Source organism: Planctomyces sp. SH-PL62 (assembly GCF_001610895.1).
Lineage (GTDB): Bacteria > Planctomycetota > Planctomycetia > Isosphaerales > Isosphaeraceae > Paludisphaera.
On the sequence record NZ_CP011273.1, the window covers coordinates 4,018,490 to 4,034,804 of the forward strand.

Here is a 16,315-nt window from a genome sequence, read left to right on the forward strand (position 1 = left end):
TCAAGGTCCCGCGGGCCTTCAAGGATTGGGCGAGCCTCTCCGGCGGCGCCGACCCCAAGGGCGCCTCGCCGATCCCCGGCGGCGTCCAGGTCGAGGAGCTGGAGTCGGACCAGTTCCTCATCAGCATGGGGCCGCAGCATCCCAGCACCCACGGGGTTTTCCGGATGAATATCCGGATCGACGGCGAGACCATCGTCGGCCTCAAGCCGGTCATGGGCTACATGCACCGGAACCACGAGAAAATCGGCGAGCGGAACACGTTCCTGATGAACTTCCCGTTCACCGACCGGCTGGACTACATCACCAGCATGGGGAACAACTTCGGCTACGCCCTGGCGATCGAGCAGCTGATGGGCGACGAGGCCCGGCCCCCCGAGCGGGCGGAGTTCATCCGGGTCATCATGGCCGAACTCACGCGGGTCGCCAGCCACATGTGGTCGATCGGCTTCCTGCTCAACGACCTGGGGGCGTTCTTCACCCCGGCGCTCTACGCGATCGAGGAGCGCGAGCTGATCCTGGACCTCTTCGAATGGGCGTCCGGCAGCCGGATGATGTGCAACTATTTCCGGTTCGGCGGCGTCGCGGCCGACGTCCCCCCGGGCTGGCTCGACCGCTGCCGGGCGATCGTCGAGGACCGCCTCGATCGCAAGATCGACGAGCTGGACCGCTACCTCTCCGGGAACGAGATCCTCCTGGACCGCACCAAGGGGGTCGGCGTCCTGTCGGCCGAGGACGCCGTGAACTACTCGACCGGGGGTCCCGTGCTGCGGGCCTCGGGTGTCGCCTACGACGTCCGCCGCGCCGCGCCTTACAGCATCTACGACCGCTTCGAGTTCGCGACCCCGACCGGACAGGCCGGGGACCTCTACGATCGCTACTACATCCGGGTCCTGGAGATGCGCGAGAGCGTCCGGATCCTCAAGCAGGCGGTCCGCAAGATCCCCGAGGGCCCGATCCTGGCCGGCAAGAAGAGCTACCAGATCAAGGTGCCGGCCGGCGAGGCCTACGGTCGGGTCGAGAACCCCAAGGGGGAGCTCGGCTATTACGTGGTCGCCGACGGCTCGGCGACGGCCTACCGCTACCACGTCCGGAGCCCCAGCTTCATCAACCTCACGGCGCTCGAGCGGATGTGCCTGGGCCGCACCATCGCGGACGTCGTCGGAATCCTGGGGAGCCTCGACATCGTGCTGGGCGAGGTCGATCGTTAAAGGGAAGCTCACATGGCGATTGGTCGAGGGGTGATCCGGGGCCACGCGATCACGCTCAGGCGGTTCCTGCTCACGTTCGCGAGGGACCTCCGCGACGGCTTCGCGTTCAAGCGTCGGGGCGGCGGCGGCCTGCTCGTCGACCTCTTCCGAGGTCCCGCGCGGGGCGAGGAGCGCGTCGTCGTCCAGGACGCGACGACCGACGGCCTGTTCACCGTCGAATACCCGGACGAACGGCTGCCCGTCTTCGAGCGGTTCCGCGTCCTCCCGGTCCTGGTCTACGACGACGAGGACGGCAACGTCCGCTGCACCTCCTGCAACATCTGCGCGAAGGTCTGCCCCCCGCAGTGCATCTGGATGGTCCAGGCGAAGAGCCCCAAGGGGACCGTAGTCCCGCTCCCCGAGGACTTCTTCATCGACATGGACGTCTGCATGAACTGCGGCCTCTGCGCCGAGTACTGCCCGTTCGACGCGATCAAGATGGACCAGAACTTCGAGCTGGCGAACTGTGAGCGGCACCAGACCCACGTCTACAGCCTGCAAGACCTGCTGGTCTCCAGCGCCTACTACGCGACGACCCATCCCGAAGCCTGGGCCAGCCCCGAGGAGGCCGGCGAGCGGGCCAAGGTCGCCAAGAAGAAGGACCGTCGGCTTCAGAAGGCCCTCGGGGTCGCCGAGCCGGCCGCCAGGTCCTGATCCCGATCGGGGGGACGATCGCCGCGCGGCGTCGTCACGCCTCCGGGTCGACGGGCCCTTTCCTGCGAGTTCCCGGTAGGGTTCCGGTCTTCGCGCCGACCGTCGCCGCCACGAAGGAACCGACGAGGAGGTAGCCCCAGACCCGGTTCACCGCCTCCGCACCGGCCTGGCCTCCGGCCGCCGCAGCCTTTTGAGGATCCTTCTCGTCCGCCCCGGCTCGCCCGCCGGCGATCCCCCCGACGATGCCGCAAGCTCCGAGATAGAACACGACGAACCAGACGAAACCGACCAGGATTCGTTTCAACATGCGAGGGTCCTGCGGCATGAAGTCGACGTCCGGGCGGCCCATCCGCCCTTGGACGCCCTCATGATAGGACCCGATTCGGGCCCATGCAATCAGGTCGCCGACGCTTCGGCGTGATGTTCGTCGACCCGGTCGGACCTTGCCGCGAGAGACCTCCTGCTTTAAGATCGGGACCAAGGGCCGCTACGGGCGGCCCCCGCCGCCGGCGTGGTGTGGGCCGGCCATCCCGGCGCGAGCCGCAATTGCAAGCGATCCTCAATATGATCCCCATCCGTACCCCCAAGTATACGCCCGGCGCGACCGTCCGCGTGGTCCAGTTCGTCCGCGTGGGCCATCGCCGCTGGCAGACGCAGTTTGAGGGGGTCGTCGAGCGCGAAGGCCGGCGCCCCGTCGGCGGCATCGAGATGGGGGGCAAGGCCTCGGCCTGCCACCAGCCTACACTGCGACTCCGTTGCCGCGACGGCCAGATCACCGAGGTCGCCCTCGACGAGAACACCGAGGTCGAGGTGCTGGCCCCGGCCGCCGTCTGAGCGTCCGTCCCGCGCCGGGCGAAAGGTCGCGCCGATCATGGTCGTCTACAACTACATCTTCGTCGGGCTCCTGCTGGTGGTCGCGATCGGCTTCGCGGCCGCGCCCCTGGTGCTCGTCGCCGTGATCGCGCCTCGGAAGCGGTCGCTGACCAAGGCCGACACCTATGAGTGCGGCGTGAAGACCCACGGCGAGACCTGGGTCCGCTTCCGCATCCAGTATTACATCTACGCCATCATGTTCGTCGTCTTCGACGTGGAGACGGTGTTCCTCTACCCCTGGGCCACGGCCTACGGCGGCCTGGGGATGTTCGCCCTGGTGGAGATGGTCATCTTCCTGGCCCTGCTCTCCGCGGGCCTGGGCTACGCGTGGGCGAAGGGCGTCCTGCGCTGGGTTTGAGCCCCGCGATCGGGGCTCCCGAGGCGGGTCGCCGTCGAGGTCGACGGTCGGGAAAGGGGTGGCGGGCGTGGACGTCGGGTGGGGCTGGGACGGCACCTTTTTGATCGCGCAATCGCATCGCGTCGACCTGAGCCTGAACACTTGGGTGGTCTGGGCCCTCTGGCTGCTGGTCGGTTTCGCCGGCGTTTTCCCGGGAATCGTGGCCTACATGGTCTGGCTGGAGCGCAAGGTCGCCGCGCGGTTCCAGGACCGGATCGGCCCCAACCGCGTGGGGCCGCTGGGACTCCTCCAGCCGATCGCCGACGCGATCAAGCTGATCATCAAGGAGAACATCGTCCCCCGCTCGGCCGATCAGGTCGTCCACCTGCTCGCCCCCGTGATGGTGCTGGTCTCCGCCTTCTTGACGCTGGCCGTGGTGCCGTTCGCCGTCGGGCTGGTCCCCATCGATCCCCCCTCGGCCCTGGTCTACCTGATTGCCGTCTCCAGCATCAGCCCGCTGGGGATCTTCCTGGCCGGGTGGTCGAGCCGGAACAAGTACTCGCTCCTGGGGGCGATGCGGGCGGTCGCGCAGCTCGTGTCGTACGAGATCCCGCAGGTCCTCTCGACGATCCCGGTCGTCCTCTGGGCGGGGAGCCTCAGCCTGGTCTCGATCTTCGACCATCAGGTCGCGTACGGCTGGAACGCCCTCAACCCGCCCGGCTTCCTGGCGTTCTTGATCTTCCTGATCGCCAGCGTCGCCGAGGTCAACCGCACGCCGTTCGACCTCCCCGAGGCCGAGTCGGAGATCATCGCCGGCTATCACACCGAGTACTCGGGGATGCGGTTCGGCCTCTTCTTCCTGGCCGAGTATCTGAGCGTCTTCGCGGTGAGCTGCGTGGCGACGGTCCTCTTCCTGGGGGGCGGGACCCCCTTGCCGTTTTCGGCGTTCCCGCTGAATGTGCTGGGAGATTCGATCGGATCTTACCTGCTGGTGGACGCGATCCTCCTGGCGGTGTTCCTGCTCAAGGTCCTGCTGTTCGTCTTCGCGATGTTCTGGGTGCGGGCGACCCTGCCCCGGATGCGGATCGACCGGCTGATGAACTTCGCCTGGAAGTATCTCGTCCCGCTTTGCATCCTGAACGTCGTGTTCGCGGCCGTCTGGTACGAGGTCGTCGTCCGCCCCGGGGCCCTGACCGCGTGGAACTGGGCGTTGGGGATGATCGCAGCCGGGGTTCCCGTGGTCCTGGCCGTCCAACTGGTCTTCCGGGCGAACCGGAAGCTCGCCGCCGCCTACCCGATCGACGCCGACTGGCCGACGGTCGAGGCGGCCCGCTGAGTGAGTCGAGCGTCGCGGCGGGAACGCCGCATGGGAGAAGCATCTCGTGGCCCGGATCCTCTTTCTGGCGATCGCCTCGCTCGGCCTGCTGGCCGCGCTGGGGACGGTCCTGTCACGCAACCTGGTCCACGCCGCGCTCTACCTGGTGGGCTTCTTCTTCTGCGTCGCCTGCCTGTTCGTGATGCTGGAGGCGGAGTTCCTGGCGGCCGTCCAGGTGTTGATCTACATCGGCGCCGTGGCGATCCTCCTGATGTTCGGGATCATGCTGACGCGGAACACGCGAGGGGACGACGAGTCCAGCCTTTCCGGATCCTGGCGGCTCCCGGGCCTGGTTGCGGGCCTTTGCGTGTTCGCCGCCCTGGTCTTCGGCATCAACAACGCCGTCTCGCCTTCCGGGGCGGGTGCCTGGGTCGAGACGGCCTCGCGACCGGCGCTCGTCGAGCGCGAGGGGGAACCGGCCTGGAGCGCCGAGCGGCGACGGGCGGTCGACGACATGGCCCGGGTCGTGGGCGTGGAGTTCATGACGCGATACGTGATGGCCTTCGAGGTCGCCGGGCTGCTGCTCACCGCCGCGCTCGTGGGCGCGGTCGCCCTGGCGTCCCGCGACGAGCGCCCGGCGGCGAACCGCGACGAGGACGAGGATCGGCCGGTCGAGGCCGAGGGGCCGCTGGAAACCGTCTCTCCCTGATCACGATCACGGCGACGGCGACTCCGATCGGGCCGAGGGCCGGAACATTCCCCCCGAGAGCGACATGGCGAACGACATCCCCCTGACCTGGTTCCTCTACTTCGCGGCGGCGGCCTTCGCGACCGGCCTGGTCGGCGTGCTGCTTCGCCGGAACGCGATCGTCGTGCTGATGGCGATCGAGATCATGCTGAACGCGGCCAACGTGAACCTCGTCGCCTTCTGGCGGTACGGGACTCCCGCCCCCGGCGCGGGGCCGCTCCCCGGCGTGATCCTGGCCCTCCTCGTGATCACGGTCGCGGCGGCCGAAGTGGCCGTCGGGATCGGCCTGATCCTGCTCTGCTACCGCCGCTGGCGCGCCGTGGACGTCGACCGCTTCGATTCGATGTCGGGTTGAAGTCGAACCGACGGCCCCCCCTGGACTCCCCGACCGATGGACGTGAACGCCCCCTTGCTGGACTTCCGAGACTTCTGGTGCGTCGCTCCGGCCGTGCTGCTCTCGGTCTGGGGCCTGGTCGTCGTCGCCGCCGACCTCGCCCGCTACCGTCGTCGCGACGCCGAGACTCGGCGGCTGGCGGTCGGCCGATTGACGCTCGTCGGCGTCGGGCTCGCGCTGGCCTCGGCCGTGACGCTTTTCTGGCTCGACGCCCTGGCGCAGTCTGATGCCCCGAGGCTGGAGCGGATCCTGGGGCCCTCGCTCGGGTCGTATTTCGCCCAGACCGACGGCCTGATCTTCGTCGGCACGCTGGCGCGAGGACTCCCCACGGACATCCTGAACATTCTGTTCCTCCTGCTGCTCGGGCTGGTGGTCTGGACGTCGACCGCGTACTCCTTCACGGAGGATGTCGGCGAGTACTTCGCCCTCCTGCTATGGGCGACGGTCGGCATGATGCTGCTGGCGGCCTCGGAGGAACTGGCGACGCTCTTCATCTCGCTGGAGATGATGACGATCTGCCTGTACCTGGCCACGGCCTTCGAGAAGTCGCGGCGACGGTCGCCGGAGGCTGGGCTCAAGTACTTCATCTACGGCTCGGTCTCCTCGGCGCTCTTCCTGTACGGCCTGAGCTTCGTCTACGGCCTGACCGGGACCACCTACTTCGACGCCATCGGCCGCGTCCTGGGAAGAGGCGGGCACCAAGGGTTGGCGGGGAACCTCGCCGGGGCCGCCGCCTTGCTGATGATGCTCGTCGGCTTCGGGTTTAAGGTGGCGGCGACGCCGTTCCACCAGTGGGCGCCCGACGTTTACGAAGGGGCCCCCGCGCCGGTCGCGGCCTGGATCGCCACCGGGTCCAAGATCGCCAGCTTCGTCGCCATGCTCAAGGTGTTCCTGCACGCCCTGGGCCCGTGGTCGAACCCCTCGAACGAGCTGATGGGGCCGGGATGGCTGGGGGTGGTCGTCATGATCGCCGCGGCGACCATGACCTACGGCAACTTCGCGGCGCTGGCGCAGCAGAACTACAAGCGGATGCTGGCGTACTCCTCGATCGCGCACGCCGGCTACCTTCTGGTGGGCGTCGCCGCGGCCAGCGTCTCGGTGGACGGGCCGGCGGCGGCCGGGGCCGTGCTTTACTACCTGGTCGTTTACGCATTCGCGAACGTCGGGGCGTTCGCCGTCGCCGTCTGGCTCGCCCGCGACCTGGGCCGGGACTCGATCCGGGACCTCAACGGACTGGGCCGCGAGTCCCCCGCGCTGGCGGTTTGCATCGTCGTCCTGATGCTGTCGCTGATCGGCATACCGCCGTTCGGCGGATTCTTCGGGAAGCTCTACATCTTCATGGAGGCGCTGCGGCAGGGGCCGTCGGGGACTCGGATCGTGCTCGCCTGGCTGGTCGCGCTCGGCCTGTTCAATTCGGTGGTCTCGGCGTTCTACTACTTCCGCGTGCTGAAGGCGATTTACCTGCGCGATCCGATCGGCGCGGGCCTGAAGCGGGCGCCGACGGCGGTCGCGATGCCGATCGTGGCGTCGGCCGTCGTCGTGACCGTCTTCGGGATCGCGCCCGGCCCCCTCGTCGAGCTCATGAAGTCGGTCGCGCAGCCGATGCTCTCCGCGTCGAAGCTCGACGAGCCGAACGCCTCCGAGACGGCCTCTCCCGTCGCCTGGACCCTTCCCTCCCGTCCCGAATGAGACCCTGTGGTCATGGCGATCATCAACACGTTCGCGAAGTGCCTGGAGAGCCCGTACCTCGTCGAGGATCCCGAGGCTTCGGCCCGGATCGGCGAGCTTCTCACGAAGGCCGCCGACCGGCTGGAAGGGGCCTCGAACATCCAGACCTCGGGGCAGGGGGATCCGGCCGACGTCGTCTTCCTCAGCTATGAGGCGATGTTCTGCTGCCTCCGCGCTTTGGTCTACGCCAGGGGGTATCGCGAGATGGGCCTGCGCTGCCTGCTGCTGGCGTGCGAGGCTCTGTACGTCAAGACCGGCGAGCTGGACGTGGAACACCTGCGGCGGTTCGAGCTGGCGCAACGGCTGAAGCTGGCGCCGGCGGACGCGGTGGCGGATGCGTCGGCCTTCGTGAAGCGCACGCTCGAACTGATCGGCTGAGACGGTCGACGGCCGGTCGGTCAGGCCGAGGTCGAGCCGTCCAGGATCTCGTCGAGCGTCGCCGTGCGACCCTCATCGACGGCCTTGCGCACGAGCAGGCCGGTCAGCGTGGCGGCGCGGGCGTCCTGGAGCGTGACGGGGGGGGGCGGGGGCGTCTCCGCCCGAACGGCCGCGACGAAGGCTTCGAGCGCCAGCCGGGTGTCGTTCCGGACTCCAGGCTGGATCGTCCGCCTGGGCCGCTCACGATCGCGGTACGTGAGCGTCCCCGAGCCGAAATCGAACCCTCCGTCGAGGCCGAGCACGCGCAGGTGCGAGCCGGTGAAGTTCTCGTCGGCGGGCGCGACGTAGCTCTGGACGAACGACGCACGGAACCCGTCGGCCCACGCCAGCTCGACGCCGTAGTGGTCGGTCACGTCGCGACCGGGATATTCCCGCGCGAACAGCCCGCGACGCCCCCAGCCGACCGCGCGATCGGGCGGCCCGCCGTGGATCCAGCTCAGGACGTCCCAGATGTGGACGGCCTGCTCCACCATGAAATCCCCCGAGCGACGGCGGTCCCCGAGCCAGCCGTCGTGGCCGGTCAGCGGACCGTTGCTGCTCGTCCAGGAAGCCCGGGCCTCGATCAAGGGGCCGAGGCCGCCGCTTCGAAAGAGGTCGACCGCTTCCTGAAACCTCGGATTCGAACGCCGCTGGAACCCGACGTGGATCACGACGCCCGGAGCCCGCGCCGATTCCGAGATCAGCCGGTCGCAGCCGGCGACGGTGATCGCCATCGGCTTCTCGGCGTAGAGGTGCTTGCCGGCCGACAGGGCCTGGGACGAGATCCCTTCGTGGAGGTCGCAGGGGACCGCCACGACGACGGCGTCTAGGTCGGCCCGTTCGAGCACGCGCCGGGGGTCCTGAACGGACTCGGCGCGTCGTCCGGTCGCCTTCTCGACGATCCCCTCGCCGCGTGCCCGGTGGCGGGGCTCGGGGTCGCAGACGACGGGGACGCCCACGCCCGGGAGTTCCAGGAGTGTTCGCAGCAGGGTCGTGCCTCGATTGCCGACGCCGATCAGGCCGATCCGCACCGGTCCCGCCGATTCGACGACGGGCGCGGACTGGGTCGCCGGCCCCTGGGAAAGGGCGAGGCTCGCCGCCGAGCAGCCGAGGAATCGGCGCCGGTTAAGGGTGATCGGAGGCATAGGCCGGGGCTCCGTCGAGGATGCGTGGTCGATCGCCGCTTCCAGGTCTATTGTACCCCCAAACCGACCGAACTTCGACGCTTTCCACGGCCGCACGCCGGAACGCCCGTCAATTCAGCCAGGCGATCGCCCCGTTGAGGGTGCCGGCGTAGGTCACCCACAGGAGATACGGCGCAAGAAGCGCCGCGGCCGTCCTGTCGATCCTGGCGAAACTCACCAGGGTCGCGAGGATCAAAAGCCAGAGCGAGACCAGTTCGACGAACGCCAGGCCCGGCTTCTGGAAGCCGAAGAAGAGCCACGACCAGGCGGCATTGAGTGCGAGTTGGAACCCCCAGCAGGCGAGCGCCGATTTCCGGGCCGTCGGATCGGCGTCGAGGCGCCGCCAGACCCGCCACGCGGCGACTGCCATGAGCAGGTACAGGAGCGTCCAGGCGGGCCCGAAAAGCCAGTTCGGAGGCGTCCACGGAGGCTTGCGGAGCCCGGCGTACCAGGAGTCGATATTGGGGATCGTCGCCCAGGACCCCAGCGCGGCGGCCCCCGCCGTCAGCATCAAGAACCCTACCAGCCCGGCCGCCTGCGCCGCCACCGACCGCTTTCCCGCCACGCGACGCCCTCCGCCTGGATCCGATATCTTCGGGCGAGGCTCCACGCCAGCCCGCACGAGCGATGATCCGTGTCGAGCCCCGGCCTCGTCAAGTCGGCCGTCCCGGCGCCGGCGTGGCGCTTGACGCCTGCATCGCCGCGCCAGTAGCATTCGGCTGACTTTCCCGCTTCGCTCGTCGAAGGAGATCCGCGATATGCCGACCCTGATCCCCGGCCCCAGCCGGGTCGAAGCCGCGGGCAGCAAGCCGAAGCTGATCGACGAGTACGTCGGGAACGTGAACACGCGGGAGCCGGGCCTGAGCCTGGCCCACATGCGGAGCCCCGGCGGCTGGGTCGAGCCCGGGCAGACGCCCACGTTCGACGAGTATACGCTGGTCCTGCGCGGGCTCCTTCGCGTCGAGCATCGCGACGGGGTCCTCGACGTCGCGGCGGGGCAGGCCGTTCGAGTCGCCGCCGGCGAATGGGTCCGTTACAGCACCCCCGAGGCTGAAGGCGCCGAGTACGTCGCCGTCTGCCTCCCCGCCTTCACCCTCGACGCCGCCCGCCGCGACCCGGAGTGAAACGACGACCTCATGCCGAGCCCGACCCCCTCTCTGAAGGGCAAGACCTGCCTGATCACCGGCGCGACGTCCGGGATCGGATTCATCGCCGCGCGCGAGCTGGCCCGGGCCGGCGCCCGCCTCCTCCTGGTCGGCCGATCGGCGCGAACCGCCGACGACGCCGCACGACGGATTCGCGAAGAGGTCGCCGGAGCCGACGTCGGACCGCTCCATGCGGATCTCTCGTCCCAGGCCGAGATCCGCAAACTGGCCGACGAGGTCCGCAACCGCACCGATCGCCTCGACGTGCTCGTCAACAACGCCGGCGGCATCTTCCTCGACCGGACGGAGAGCGTCGACGGGATCGAGACGACGTTCGCGGTGAACCACCTGGCCCCATTCCTGCTCACCCACCTGCTGCTCCCGCTCCTGGAGGCGGCCCCCTCGGCGCGAGTCGTCACCGTCGCGTCGGGGGCACACCGGGGCGTCGCGATGACATTCGACGACCTGGAAGGGCGGACGCGATACAGCGGCTGGCGGGCCTACCAGCGGTCCAAACTCGCCAACATCCTGTTCACCCGCGAACTCGCCCGCCGTCTGAAAGGAAGCTCTATAACGGCCAACTCGCTTCATCCGGGATACGTGAACACCCAGATCTTCCGCGATGCGACCTGGAAGGGGCGGGTCATGCGCGCCCTCGCCGGCCTCTTCGCCATTACTCCCGAAAAGGGGGCGGAGACGACGATTCATCTCGCTTCCTCGCCCGAGGTCGAAGGCGTGAGCGGCGAGTACTTCATCGCCTCCAGGGCCGTCGGGTCCTCCCTCGCGTCCCAGGACGAGGCCGCCGCCCGACGGCTCTGGGACGTCAGCGCCGAGATGACCGGCGTCGAGCGTTCGGTCGATTAAGCAGGCGAGCCGCCGGCCCGCCCGTCCATGGGCGCGCTTGACCGACTTCCGCCCCCCTCCCTATCATCATTCCAGGAATCGCCCCAGTGGGGCGAACGGGTGATCCTCGGCCATCGACGGGTATGAAAGCGAGCTTGCGTGTCGCGTCACGTGATTGAATTCGGCGGCGAACGGCTGGAGCTGGAGCTGTCGGAAGTGGCCCTCGTCGGTGCCTTTCAGGCCCCCGAAGGGATGACCGGAACCGCTGCCGAGGCCGCGCTCCGCGGCGCCTTGGAGCGGCCGAAGGGGTATCCTGCGCTTCGCCAGATCGTCGTGCCGGGGGATCGTCTGGCCATCGCGATCGGCGCCGACGTCCCGGATGCGCGGCTCGTGCTGGACGTCGCGACCGAAATCCTCGAAGGGGCCGGCGTGGAGCTCGAAGCGATCACGGTCGTCGGGCCCCCGGGGCTCGCCGAGGCTCTCGTCCCCACGACTCGGGGGGGGGCGAGCGAGATCCACGACCCGGCGTGCCGCGATCGGTTGGCCTACCTGGCCACGACGGCGAAGGGGAGCCGGATCTATCTCAACCGCACGCTGACCGACTCCGACGTCGTCCTGCCGGTGGGCCTGTTGCGTCACGATCCGCTCAACGGGCCGAAGGGGCCCTGGAGCGTCCTGTTCCCCGAGTTGAGCGACGAGGAGACGCGAGAGGCCCATCGCCGGTCGCTCGGCGAAGCCCTGCCGACCGCTTCCCCCCGCGGCCTTCCTGACGAGGAAGCCGTCGAGGTGGGAACGCTGCTGGGGGCTCATCTCCAGATCGGCGTCGTCCCCGGTTCCCGCGGGCCCGTCGAGTACATCGCCGGGTCGGTCGAGCAGGTCCGCGATATGGGGATGTTGGCGCTCGACCGGTGCTGGAGCTTCCGCCCCGAGTCCCGCGCCGAACTCGTTGTGGCGGGGATCGGCGGGAACGAGGGGACGACGAGCCTCCACGAACTGGTCGCCGGCCTGGCGACCGCGAGCCGACTGGTCCAACGTGGGGGCAAGATCGTCGCGCTGTCTCGGGTCGCCGGACCGCTCGGGCCGTCCCTCCAGCGGCTCGCCGCCGCCGGCGACGGGGCGGATGCGCGCGAGGTGCTCCGTGGCTGCGAGGCCGACCCGGACTCTCTGCTCGCGCGGACGCTGGCCCGCGTCCTCGCCTGGGCCGACGTCTATCTCCTCAGCCGGCTCGATCCCGACGCGGTCGAGGACCTCTCCATGATCGTGCTCGACCGCCCCGAGGAGGCGCGTAGGCTCGCCGAGCGGTCGGCCTCATGCCTCGTCGTCGACCGCGCCGACCTCGTCCGGGTCGACTGGGGCGGCCGGGACGACGCCTGAGCCGGGAGAGACTCCGGGGCCGCGATGAGTTATAATCGACGTAGGTCCGGCGATCGGCGCGGGGCTCGTCCGACCCTCTCATCACGCTTGGCGCGAGTTTCACGGATTTCATGAGCACGAGTTTCGAGCAGTATCGAGCGGTCGACGAGGCGACGGCGTGGATCGACCGCTCCGACCGCGTCCGCTTCAAGGTCTCCGGCCCCGATGCGGCGAAATTCCTCCACAACGTGACGACCAACGACGTGAAGCGGCTGGCGGTCGGTCGGGGTTGCGAGGCCTTCGTCACGAGTCTCCAGGGCAAGACCCTGGCCTACGTCACGATCAGCGCCCGCCCGGTCGCGTTCCTCCTGAGAGCCGATCCCGGCGGGCTGGATCTCGCCCGCGCCCACCTCCAGAAATACGGGATCTTCGACGACGTCGTCCAGGGAGACGAGTCGGCAACCTCCGCCGAGTATCACCTGGTCGGGCCCGGCGCGGCCGAATGGCTGGAGCGCGCCGGCGCCGTCGCGCCGGAGGCTCAGGAACTGGCCGGCGTCGAGACGCGAATCCAGGGCCTCGACGTCCTTTGCATCCGCGAGTCGCCCACCGGCCGCCCGGGATTCACCCTGATCGCCTCCGGTCCCGACGGCCCGGCGCTCGGCGAGACCCTCCGCGACGGCGGTCTGGCGGAACTCGCGCCCGAGACGTTCGAGGCGCTCCGCATCGAGGCGGGGACGCCGGTCTTCGGGGCCGACGTCACCGAGAAGAATCTGCCCCAGGAAATCGCCCGCGACGACCGCACGATCAGCTTCGTCAAGGGTTGCTACCTGGGACAGGAGACCGTCGCCCGTCTCGACGCCCTGGGACACGTCAACAAGATCCTCAAAGCTCTGCGGTTCGCCCCCGGCGACCCGGTCCCGCCTCCGGGCGCCGGCCTCGAGGCCGACGGCAAGGTCGTCGGCTCTGTCACCTCGTCGGCGTACTCGCCCGGCTGGGGCGCGGGCGTCGGCCTGGGCATCGTCCGGGTCGCCCACGCCTCGCCCGGCACGTCTCTCTCCTGGAGACGACCCGAGGACGGCGGGACGTTTCCGGCGTCGGTCGCCGATCCGCCGAACCTCCCCTCCCGATCCTGATCGATCGGCCGTCCCCTCCCGACGGCCCTTCACATCCAACATCCGATCTCTGTCTGGGCCGCCCCGTCCGCGTCCGGCGTCGCGCGTCCGCATTCCGAACGAGCTCGATCATGTCGCATCCCCGTTATATCTGCATTCATGGCCACTTTTATCAGCCGCCCCGCGAGAACCCCTGGCTCGGCGTCGTCGAAGTGCAGGACTCGGCCTCGCCTTTCCACGACTGGAACGAGCGGATCACCCACGAGAGCTACGCGCCCAACGCTCGGGCCCGGCTGCTGGACGATCAGGGCCGCATCATCAACATCCTGAACAACTACGCTTGGATGAGCTTCAATTTCGGCCCCACGCTCCTGAACTGGATGGCCGGCTCCGCGCCCGACGTGCTCGACAAGATCGTCGAGGCCGACCGCGTCAGCCGCGAACGCCGGGGGGGCCACGGCAATGCGCTGGCGCAGGCGTTCAATCACATGATCCTCCCCCTGGCCACCGCCAGGGATAAGAAGACCCAGGTGACGTGGGGCGTCGAGGATTTCCGACGCCGGTTCGGGCGCGATCCCGAGGGGATGTGGCTGGCCGAGACGGCCGTCGACCTCGCCTCGCTGGAGGCGCTGGCCGAAGCCGGGATCAAGTTCACGGTCCTGGCCCCCAGCCAGGCCGGGCGGTGGCGGAAGCTCGGTGAGAAGTCTTGGACGGAGGAGCAGGGGGGGATCGACCCGTCGCGGGCGTACCTCCAGCGCCTGCCGTCGGGCCGGTCGATCGCCCTCTTCTTCTACGACGGGATCATCTCCCAGCAGGTCGCCTTCGAGCGGCTTCTCGACCGCGGCGAGAAATTCCTCTCGCGGCTCTTCGGCGGGTTCGACGAGGGCCGCGACCACGCCCAGCTCATGCACATCGCCACCGACGGCGAGTCTTACGGGCATCACCACGCCCACGGCGACATGGCGCTCGCCTACGTCCTGGAGCGGCTCTCCAGGGACGCCGACGTCCGCGTGACCAACTACGGGGAATTCCTGGAGCTGCACCCCCCCGCCTGGGAGGTGGAGATCCATGAGGACAGCTCCTGGAGCTGCGCCCACGGCGTCGAGCGTTGGCGGTCCGACTGCGGCTGCAAGACCCGGGGAGACTGGCACCAGAAGTGGCGGGGCCCCCTCCGCGCGGCGCTCGACGGCCTCAAGAAGCATCTGGACCATCTCTTCAGCACACGCGGGCGGGTCTGTTTCCGGGACCCCTGGGCCGCACGCAACGGCTACATCCAGGTGCTGCTGAGCGACTACGACCCGGAGACGACCCGGAAGTTCCTCAAGGAGTTCGGCCACCCCGACCTCGACGAGCAGCAGACAACCGACGCGCTTCGGCTGCTGGAGATCCAGCTCGACTCGATGCTCATGTACACGTCGTGCGGCTGGTTCTTCGACGAGCTCAGCGGGCTGGAAACGACCCAGTGCCTCCAGTACGCCGCGCGGGCGATCGCGCTCGCCCGCCATTTCGGCCGCGAGCTGGAAGAGGACTTCGTGGCGGCGCTGGCGAAGGCCCCCAGCAACCTCGCGGAATACGGCGACGGCCGGGGAGTCTGGGAGAAATGCGTGCGGCCGGCGGTCGTCGACCTCGATCGCGTCCTGGCCCACCACGCGATCAGCCTGATCTACCGGAACGGCGAGGGCGGGACCCGCGACGAGGACGCGCAGTCGTATGCCGTGGAGGCCGACGACGTCGCCATCCGGGCGCGAGGCGCCGGCCACCTGGCCGTCGGCCGGCTCGTCGGCCGCTCCCGACGCACCTGGATCAAGTCCGAGAGCCACTTCGTCGTCGTCCATTTCGGCGGGCTGGACTTCCACACGGTCCTCTGCCGGGACCTGGACGCGGAGCGGTTCGCGACGTTCCGGGCCGAGCTGCTGGCGACCTATCGCGCCGGCTCGCTCGCCGACGTCCTGGCGCTCCTCAACCGCGACTTCGCGGGCGTGTCGCACCGCCTCGACGACCTCTTCCGCGACGAGCAGCGGCGGATCATCGGGATCGTCCTCGCCGATCGTTTCGACGACTACCGGCGCATGTTCACCAGGCTCGCGAACCAGGACGAGGAGGTCTTGAATCGGCTTGGGCAGCTCAACTACCCGATCCCCAAGCCGATGCGGGCCGCGGCGCTCACCTTCCTGGACGCCAACCTCCACGAGCAGATCGACGCCATGATCGAGGCCGACGAGTCCCGCCTGCTCGAGATCGAGCACCTCTGCGAACGCGGCCGCGCCTGGGGCTACACCCCGCCGCGGGACGCCCTCGGCAAGGCCCTGTCCGAGGGCCTGAGGCGCCACCTGCGGGGCCTCGGGGGCGGAGACGCCGCCGCCGCCGTGGTCCGGGTCGAGCGGCTGCTGGACGCCGCCGCGATCATCGGGATCACGCCCGATCTCTGGGAGGCCCAGAACGAATTCCTCGACGCCTTCGTCGGGCTGGCGGACTCCGGCGAGATCGACGACGTCCTGGGCCAGACGTTCCGGAGGCTCGCCGTCCGCCTCGAAGTCGCCCCGACCGTCCTGGGCTGGCGGCCCTGACGCACATCCGCCGGGACGACGCCGGACCGGAAAACGAAACCGGCGCCGGTGCGGATCGATCCGCCCCGCCGCCGGTCGTCGAGGAACCCGGCTGATCCTGCGCGTCAGACTCCGGTCGCGGCGAGGGCGGTGCGGCGGGCGGGGAGTTCGCCGACGCCGTCGTCGAGGATCTCGACGACCTGGACGAGCTTCAGCGGGCCGGGCACCAGGCCCGGCGGTTCGATCGAGACGATTCCGTAGGGCGAGTTCGTGCTGCGGCGAGGCGAACGATCGGCGATGAAGTTCCCGACGCGGCCCCGGATGGTCTGATCCGCGGTCGCGATCTGCACGAGCGGATGACGCGTCCCCTGGCGGCGGCGGATCGCTTCGAGCACCGTCTCGAACTGTTCGGCAGTCAT

General features: G+C 69.2%; 18 protein-coding genes. 14 read left to right on the forward strand and 4 right to left on the reverse strand.

What is annotated here, in order from left to right:
* The first annotated feature begins 125 nt into the window (after window positions 1-125).
* Together VT85_RS30040 and VT85_RS15605 are read left to right on the forward strand one after the other, a co-directional pair.
* Complete coding sequence (locus VT85_RS30040) at window positions 126-1,208, forward strand: NADH-quinone oxidoreductase subunit D (RefSeq protein ID WP_409999949.1); 1,083 nt, start codon at window positions 126-128, stop codon at window positions 1,206-1,208.
* A 12-nt stretch (window positions 1,209-1,220) separates the two neighbouring features.
* Window positions 1,221-1,901 carry a 4Fe-4S binding protein gene (locus VT85_RS15605; RefSeq protein WP_068417059.1) on the forward strand — a complete coding sequence of 227 codons (681 nt, stop codon included), beginning with the start codon at window positions 1,221-1,223 and terminating at the stop codon, window positions 1,899-1,901.
* Window positions 1,902-1,935: 34 nt separating this feature from the next.
* Here VT85_RS15605 and VT85_RS15610 read toward each other — a convergent pair whose 3' ends face one another.
* On the reverse strand, window positions 1,936-2,208 hold the full coding sequence (locus VT85_RS15610; RefSeq protein ID WP_156512888.1) for a hypothetical protein: 273 nt from the start codon (window positions 2,206-2,208) through the stop codon (window positions 1,936-1,938).
* Window positions 2,209-2,465: 257 nt separating this feature from the next.
* Here VT85_RS15610 and VT85_RS15615 point away from each other — a divergent pair, with 257 nt between their 5' ends.
* From VT85_RS15615 to VT85_RS15645, 7 genes are all read left to right on the forward strand, one after another.
* A complete protein-coding gene (locus VT85_RS15615) occupies window positions 2,466-2,735 on the forward strand; it encodes a hypothetical protein (RefSeq protein ID WP_068417064.1) in 270 nt (89 codons plus the stop codon).
* A 37-nt stretch (window positions 2,736-2,772) separates the two neighbouring features.
* Window positions 2,773-3,132 (forward strand): NADH-quinone oxidoreductase subunit A, encoded by a 360-nt coding sequence (locus VT85_RS15620; RefSeq protein WP_068417066.1) that lies wholly within the window; start codon window positions 2,773-2,775, stop codon window positions 3,130-3,132.
* Between the two features lie 133 nt (window positions 3,133-3,265).
* The gene (gene nuoH / locus VT85_RS15625; protein ID WP_409999950.1) at window positions 3,266-4,447 is read left to right on the forward strand and encodes an NADH-quinone oxidoreductase subunit NuoH; all 1,182 of its coding nucleotides are present in this window, start codon (window positions 3,266-3,268) and stop codon (window positions 4,445-4,447) included.
* A 46-nt stretch (window positions 4,448-4,493) separates the two neighbouring features.
* Window positions 4,494-5,135 carry an NADH-quinone oxidoreductase subunit J gene (locus VT85_RS15630; protein ID WP_068417072.1) on the forward strand — a complete coding sequence of 214 codons (642 nt, stop codon included), beginning with the start codon at window positions 4,494-4,496 and terminating at the stop codon, window positions 5,133-5,135.
* A 64-nt stretch (window positions 5,136-5,199) separates the two neighbouring features.
* The gene (gene nuoK, locus VT85_RS15635) at window positions 5,200-5,529 is read left to right on the forward strand and encodes an NADH-quinone oxidoreductase subunit NuoK (protein WP_068417076.1); all 330 of its coding nucleotides are present in this window, start codon (window positions 5,200-5,202) and stop codon (window positions 5,527-5,529) included.
* A gap of 36 nt (window positions 5,530-5,565) precedes the next feature.
* Window positions 5,566-7,257 carry an NADH-quinone oxidoreductase subunit N gene (locus tag VT85_RS15640; RefSeq protein WP_068417080.1) on the forward strand — a complete coding sequence of 564 codons (1,692 nt, stop codon included), beginning with the start codon at window positions 5,566-5,568 and terminating at the stop codon, window positions 7,255-7,257.
* Between the two features lie 12 nt (window positions 7,258-7,269).
* The gene (locus VT85_RS15645) at window positions 7,270-7,674 is read left to right on the forward strand and encodes a HEPN domain-containing protein (protein WP_068417083.1); all 405 of its coding nucleotides are present in this window, start codon (window positions 7,270-7,272) and stop codon (window positions 7,672-7,674) included.
* A gap of 20 nt (window positions 7,675-7,694) precedes the next feature.
* Here the strand turns inward: VT85_RS15645 and VT85_RS15650 are convergent, their stop codons facing one another.
* Both VT85_RS15650 and VT85_RS15655 read right to left on the reverse strand, forming a co-directional pair.
* Complete coding sequence (locus VT85_RS15650; protein WP_068417085.1) at window positions 7,695-8,858, reverse strand: Gfo/Idh/MocA family protein; 1,164 nt, start codon at window positions 8,856-8,858, stop codon at window positions 7,695-7,697.
* 109 nt (window positions 8,859-8,967) lie between these two features.
* Window positions 8,968-9,462 (reverse strand): TspO/MBR family protein, encoded by a 495-nt coding sequence (locus VT85_RS15655; RefSeq protein WP_231871392.1) that lies wholly within the window; start codon window positions 9,460-9,462, stop codon window positions 8,968-8,970.
* A gap of 193 nt (window positions 9,463-9,655) precedes the next feature.
* Here VT85_RS15655 and VT85_RS15660 point away from each other — a divergent pair, with 193 nt between their 5' ends.
* The 5 genes from VT85_RS15660 (at window position 9,656) to VT85_RS15680 (ending at window position 15,917) form a co-directional block, all read left to right on the forward strand.
* Complete coding sequence (locus tag VT85_RS15660; protein ID WP_068417089.1) at window positions 9,656-10,021, forward strand: cupin domain-containing protein; 366 nt, start codon at window positions 9,656-9,658, stop codon at window positions 10,019-10,021.
* A gap of 12 nt (window positions 10,022-10,033) precedes the next feature.
* Window positions 10,034-10,906, forward strand: a complete 873-nt coding sequence (locus VT85_RS15665) for an SDR family oxidoreductase (RefSeq protein WP_068417093.1) — start codon at window positions 10,034-10,036, stop codon at window positions 10,904-10,906.
* A 138-nt stretch (window positions 10,907-11,044) separates the two neighbouring features.
* The gene (locus tag VT85_RS15670; RefSeq protein WP_082858633.1) at window positions 11,045-12,259 is read left to right on the forward strand and encodes a lactate racemase domain-containing protein; all 1,215 of its coding nucleotides are present in this window, start codon (window positions 11,045-11,047) and stop codon (window positions 12,257-12,259) included.
* Between the two features lie 110 nt (window positions 12,260-12,369).
* Window positions 12,370-13,371: a YgfZ/GcvT domain-containing protein gene (locus VT85_RS15675; RefSeq protein WP_068417100.1), complete on the forward strand. Its 1,002-nt coding sequence runs from the start codon at window positions 12,370-12,372 to the stop codon at window positions 13,369-13,371.
* 110 nt (window positions 13,372-13,481) lie between these two features.
* Complete coding sequence (locus tag VT85_RS15680) at window positions 13,482-15,917, forward strand: DUF3536 domain-containing protein (protein WP_068417103.1); 2,436 nt, start codon at window positions 13,482-13,484, stop codon at window positions 15,915-15,917.
* Between the two features lie 104 nt (window positions 15,918-16,021).
* Here the strand turns inward: VT85_RS15680 and VT85_RS15685 are convergent, their stop codons facing one another.
* Complete coding sequence (locus VT85_RS15685; RefSeq protein ID WP_068417106.1) at window positions 16,022-16,315, reverse strand: hypothetical protein; 294 nt, start codon at window positions 16,313-16,315, stop codon at window positions 16,022-16,024.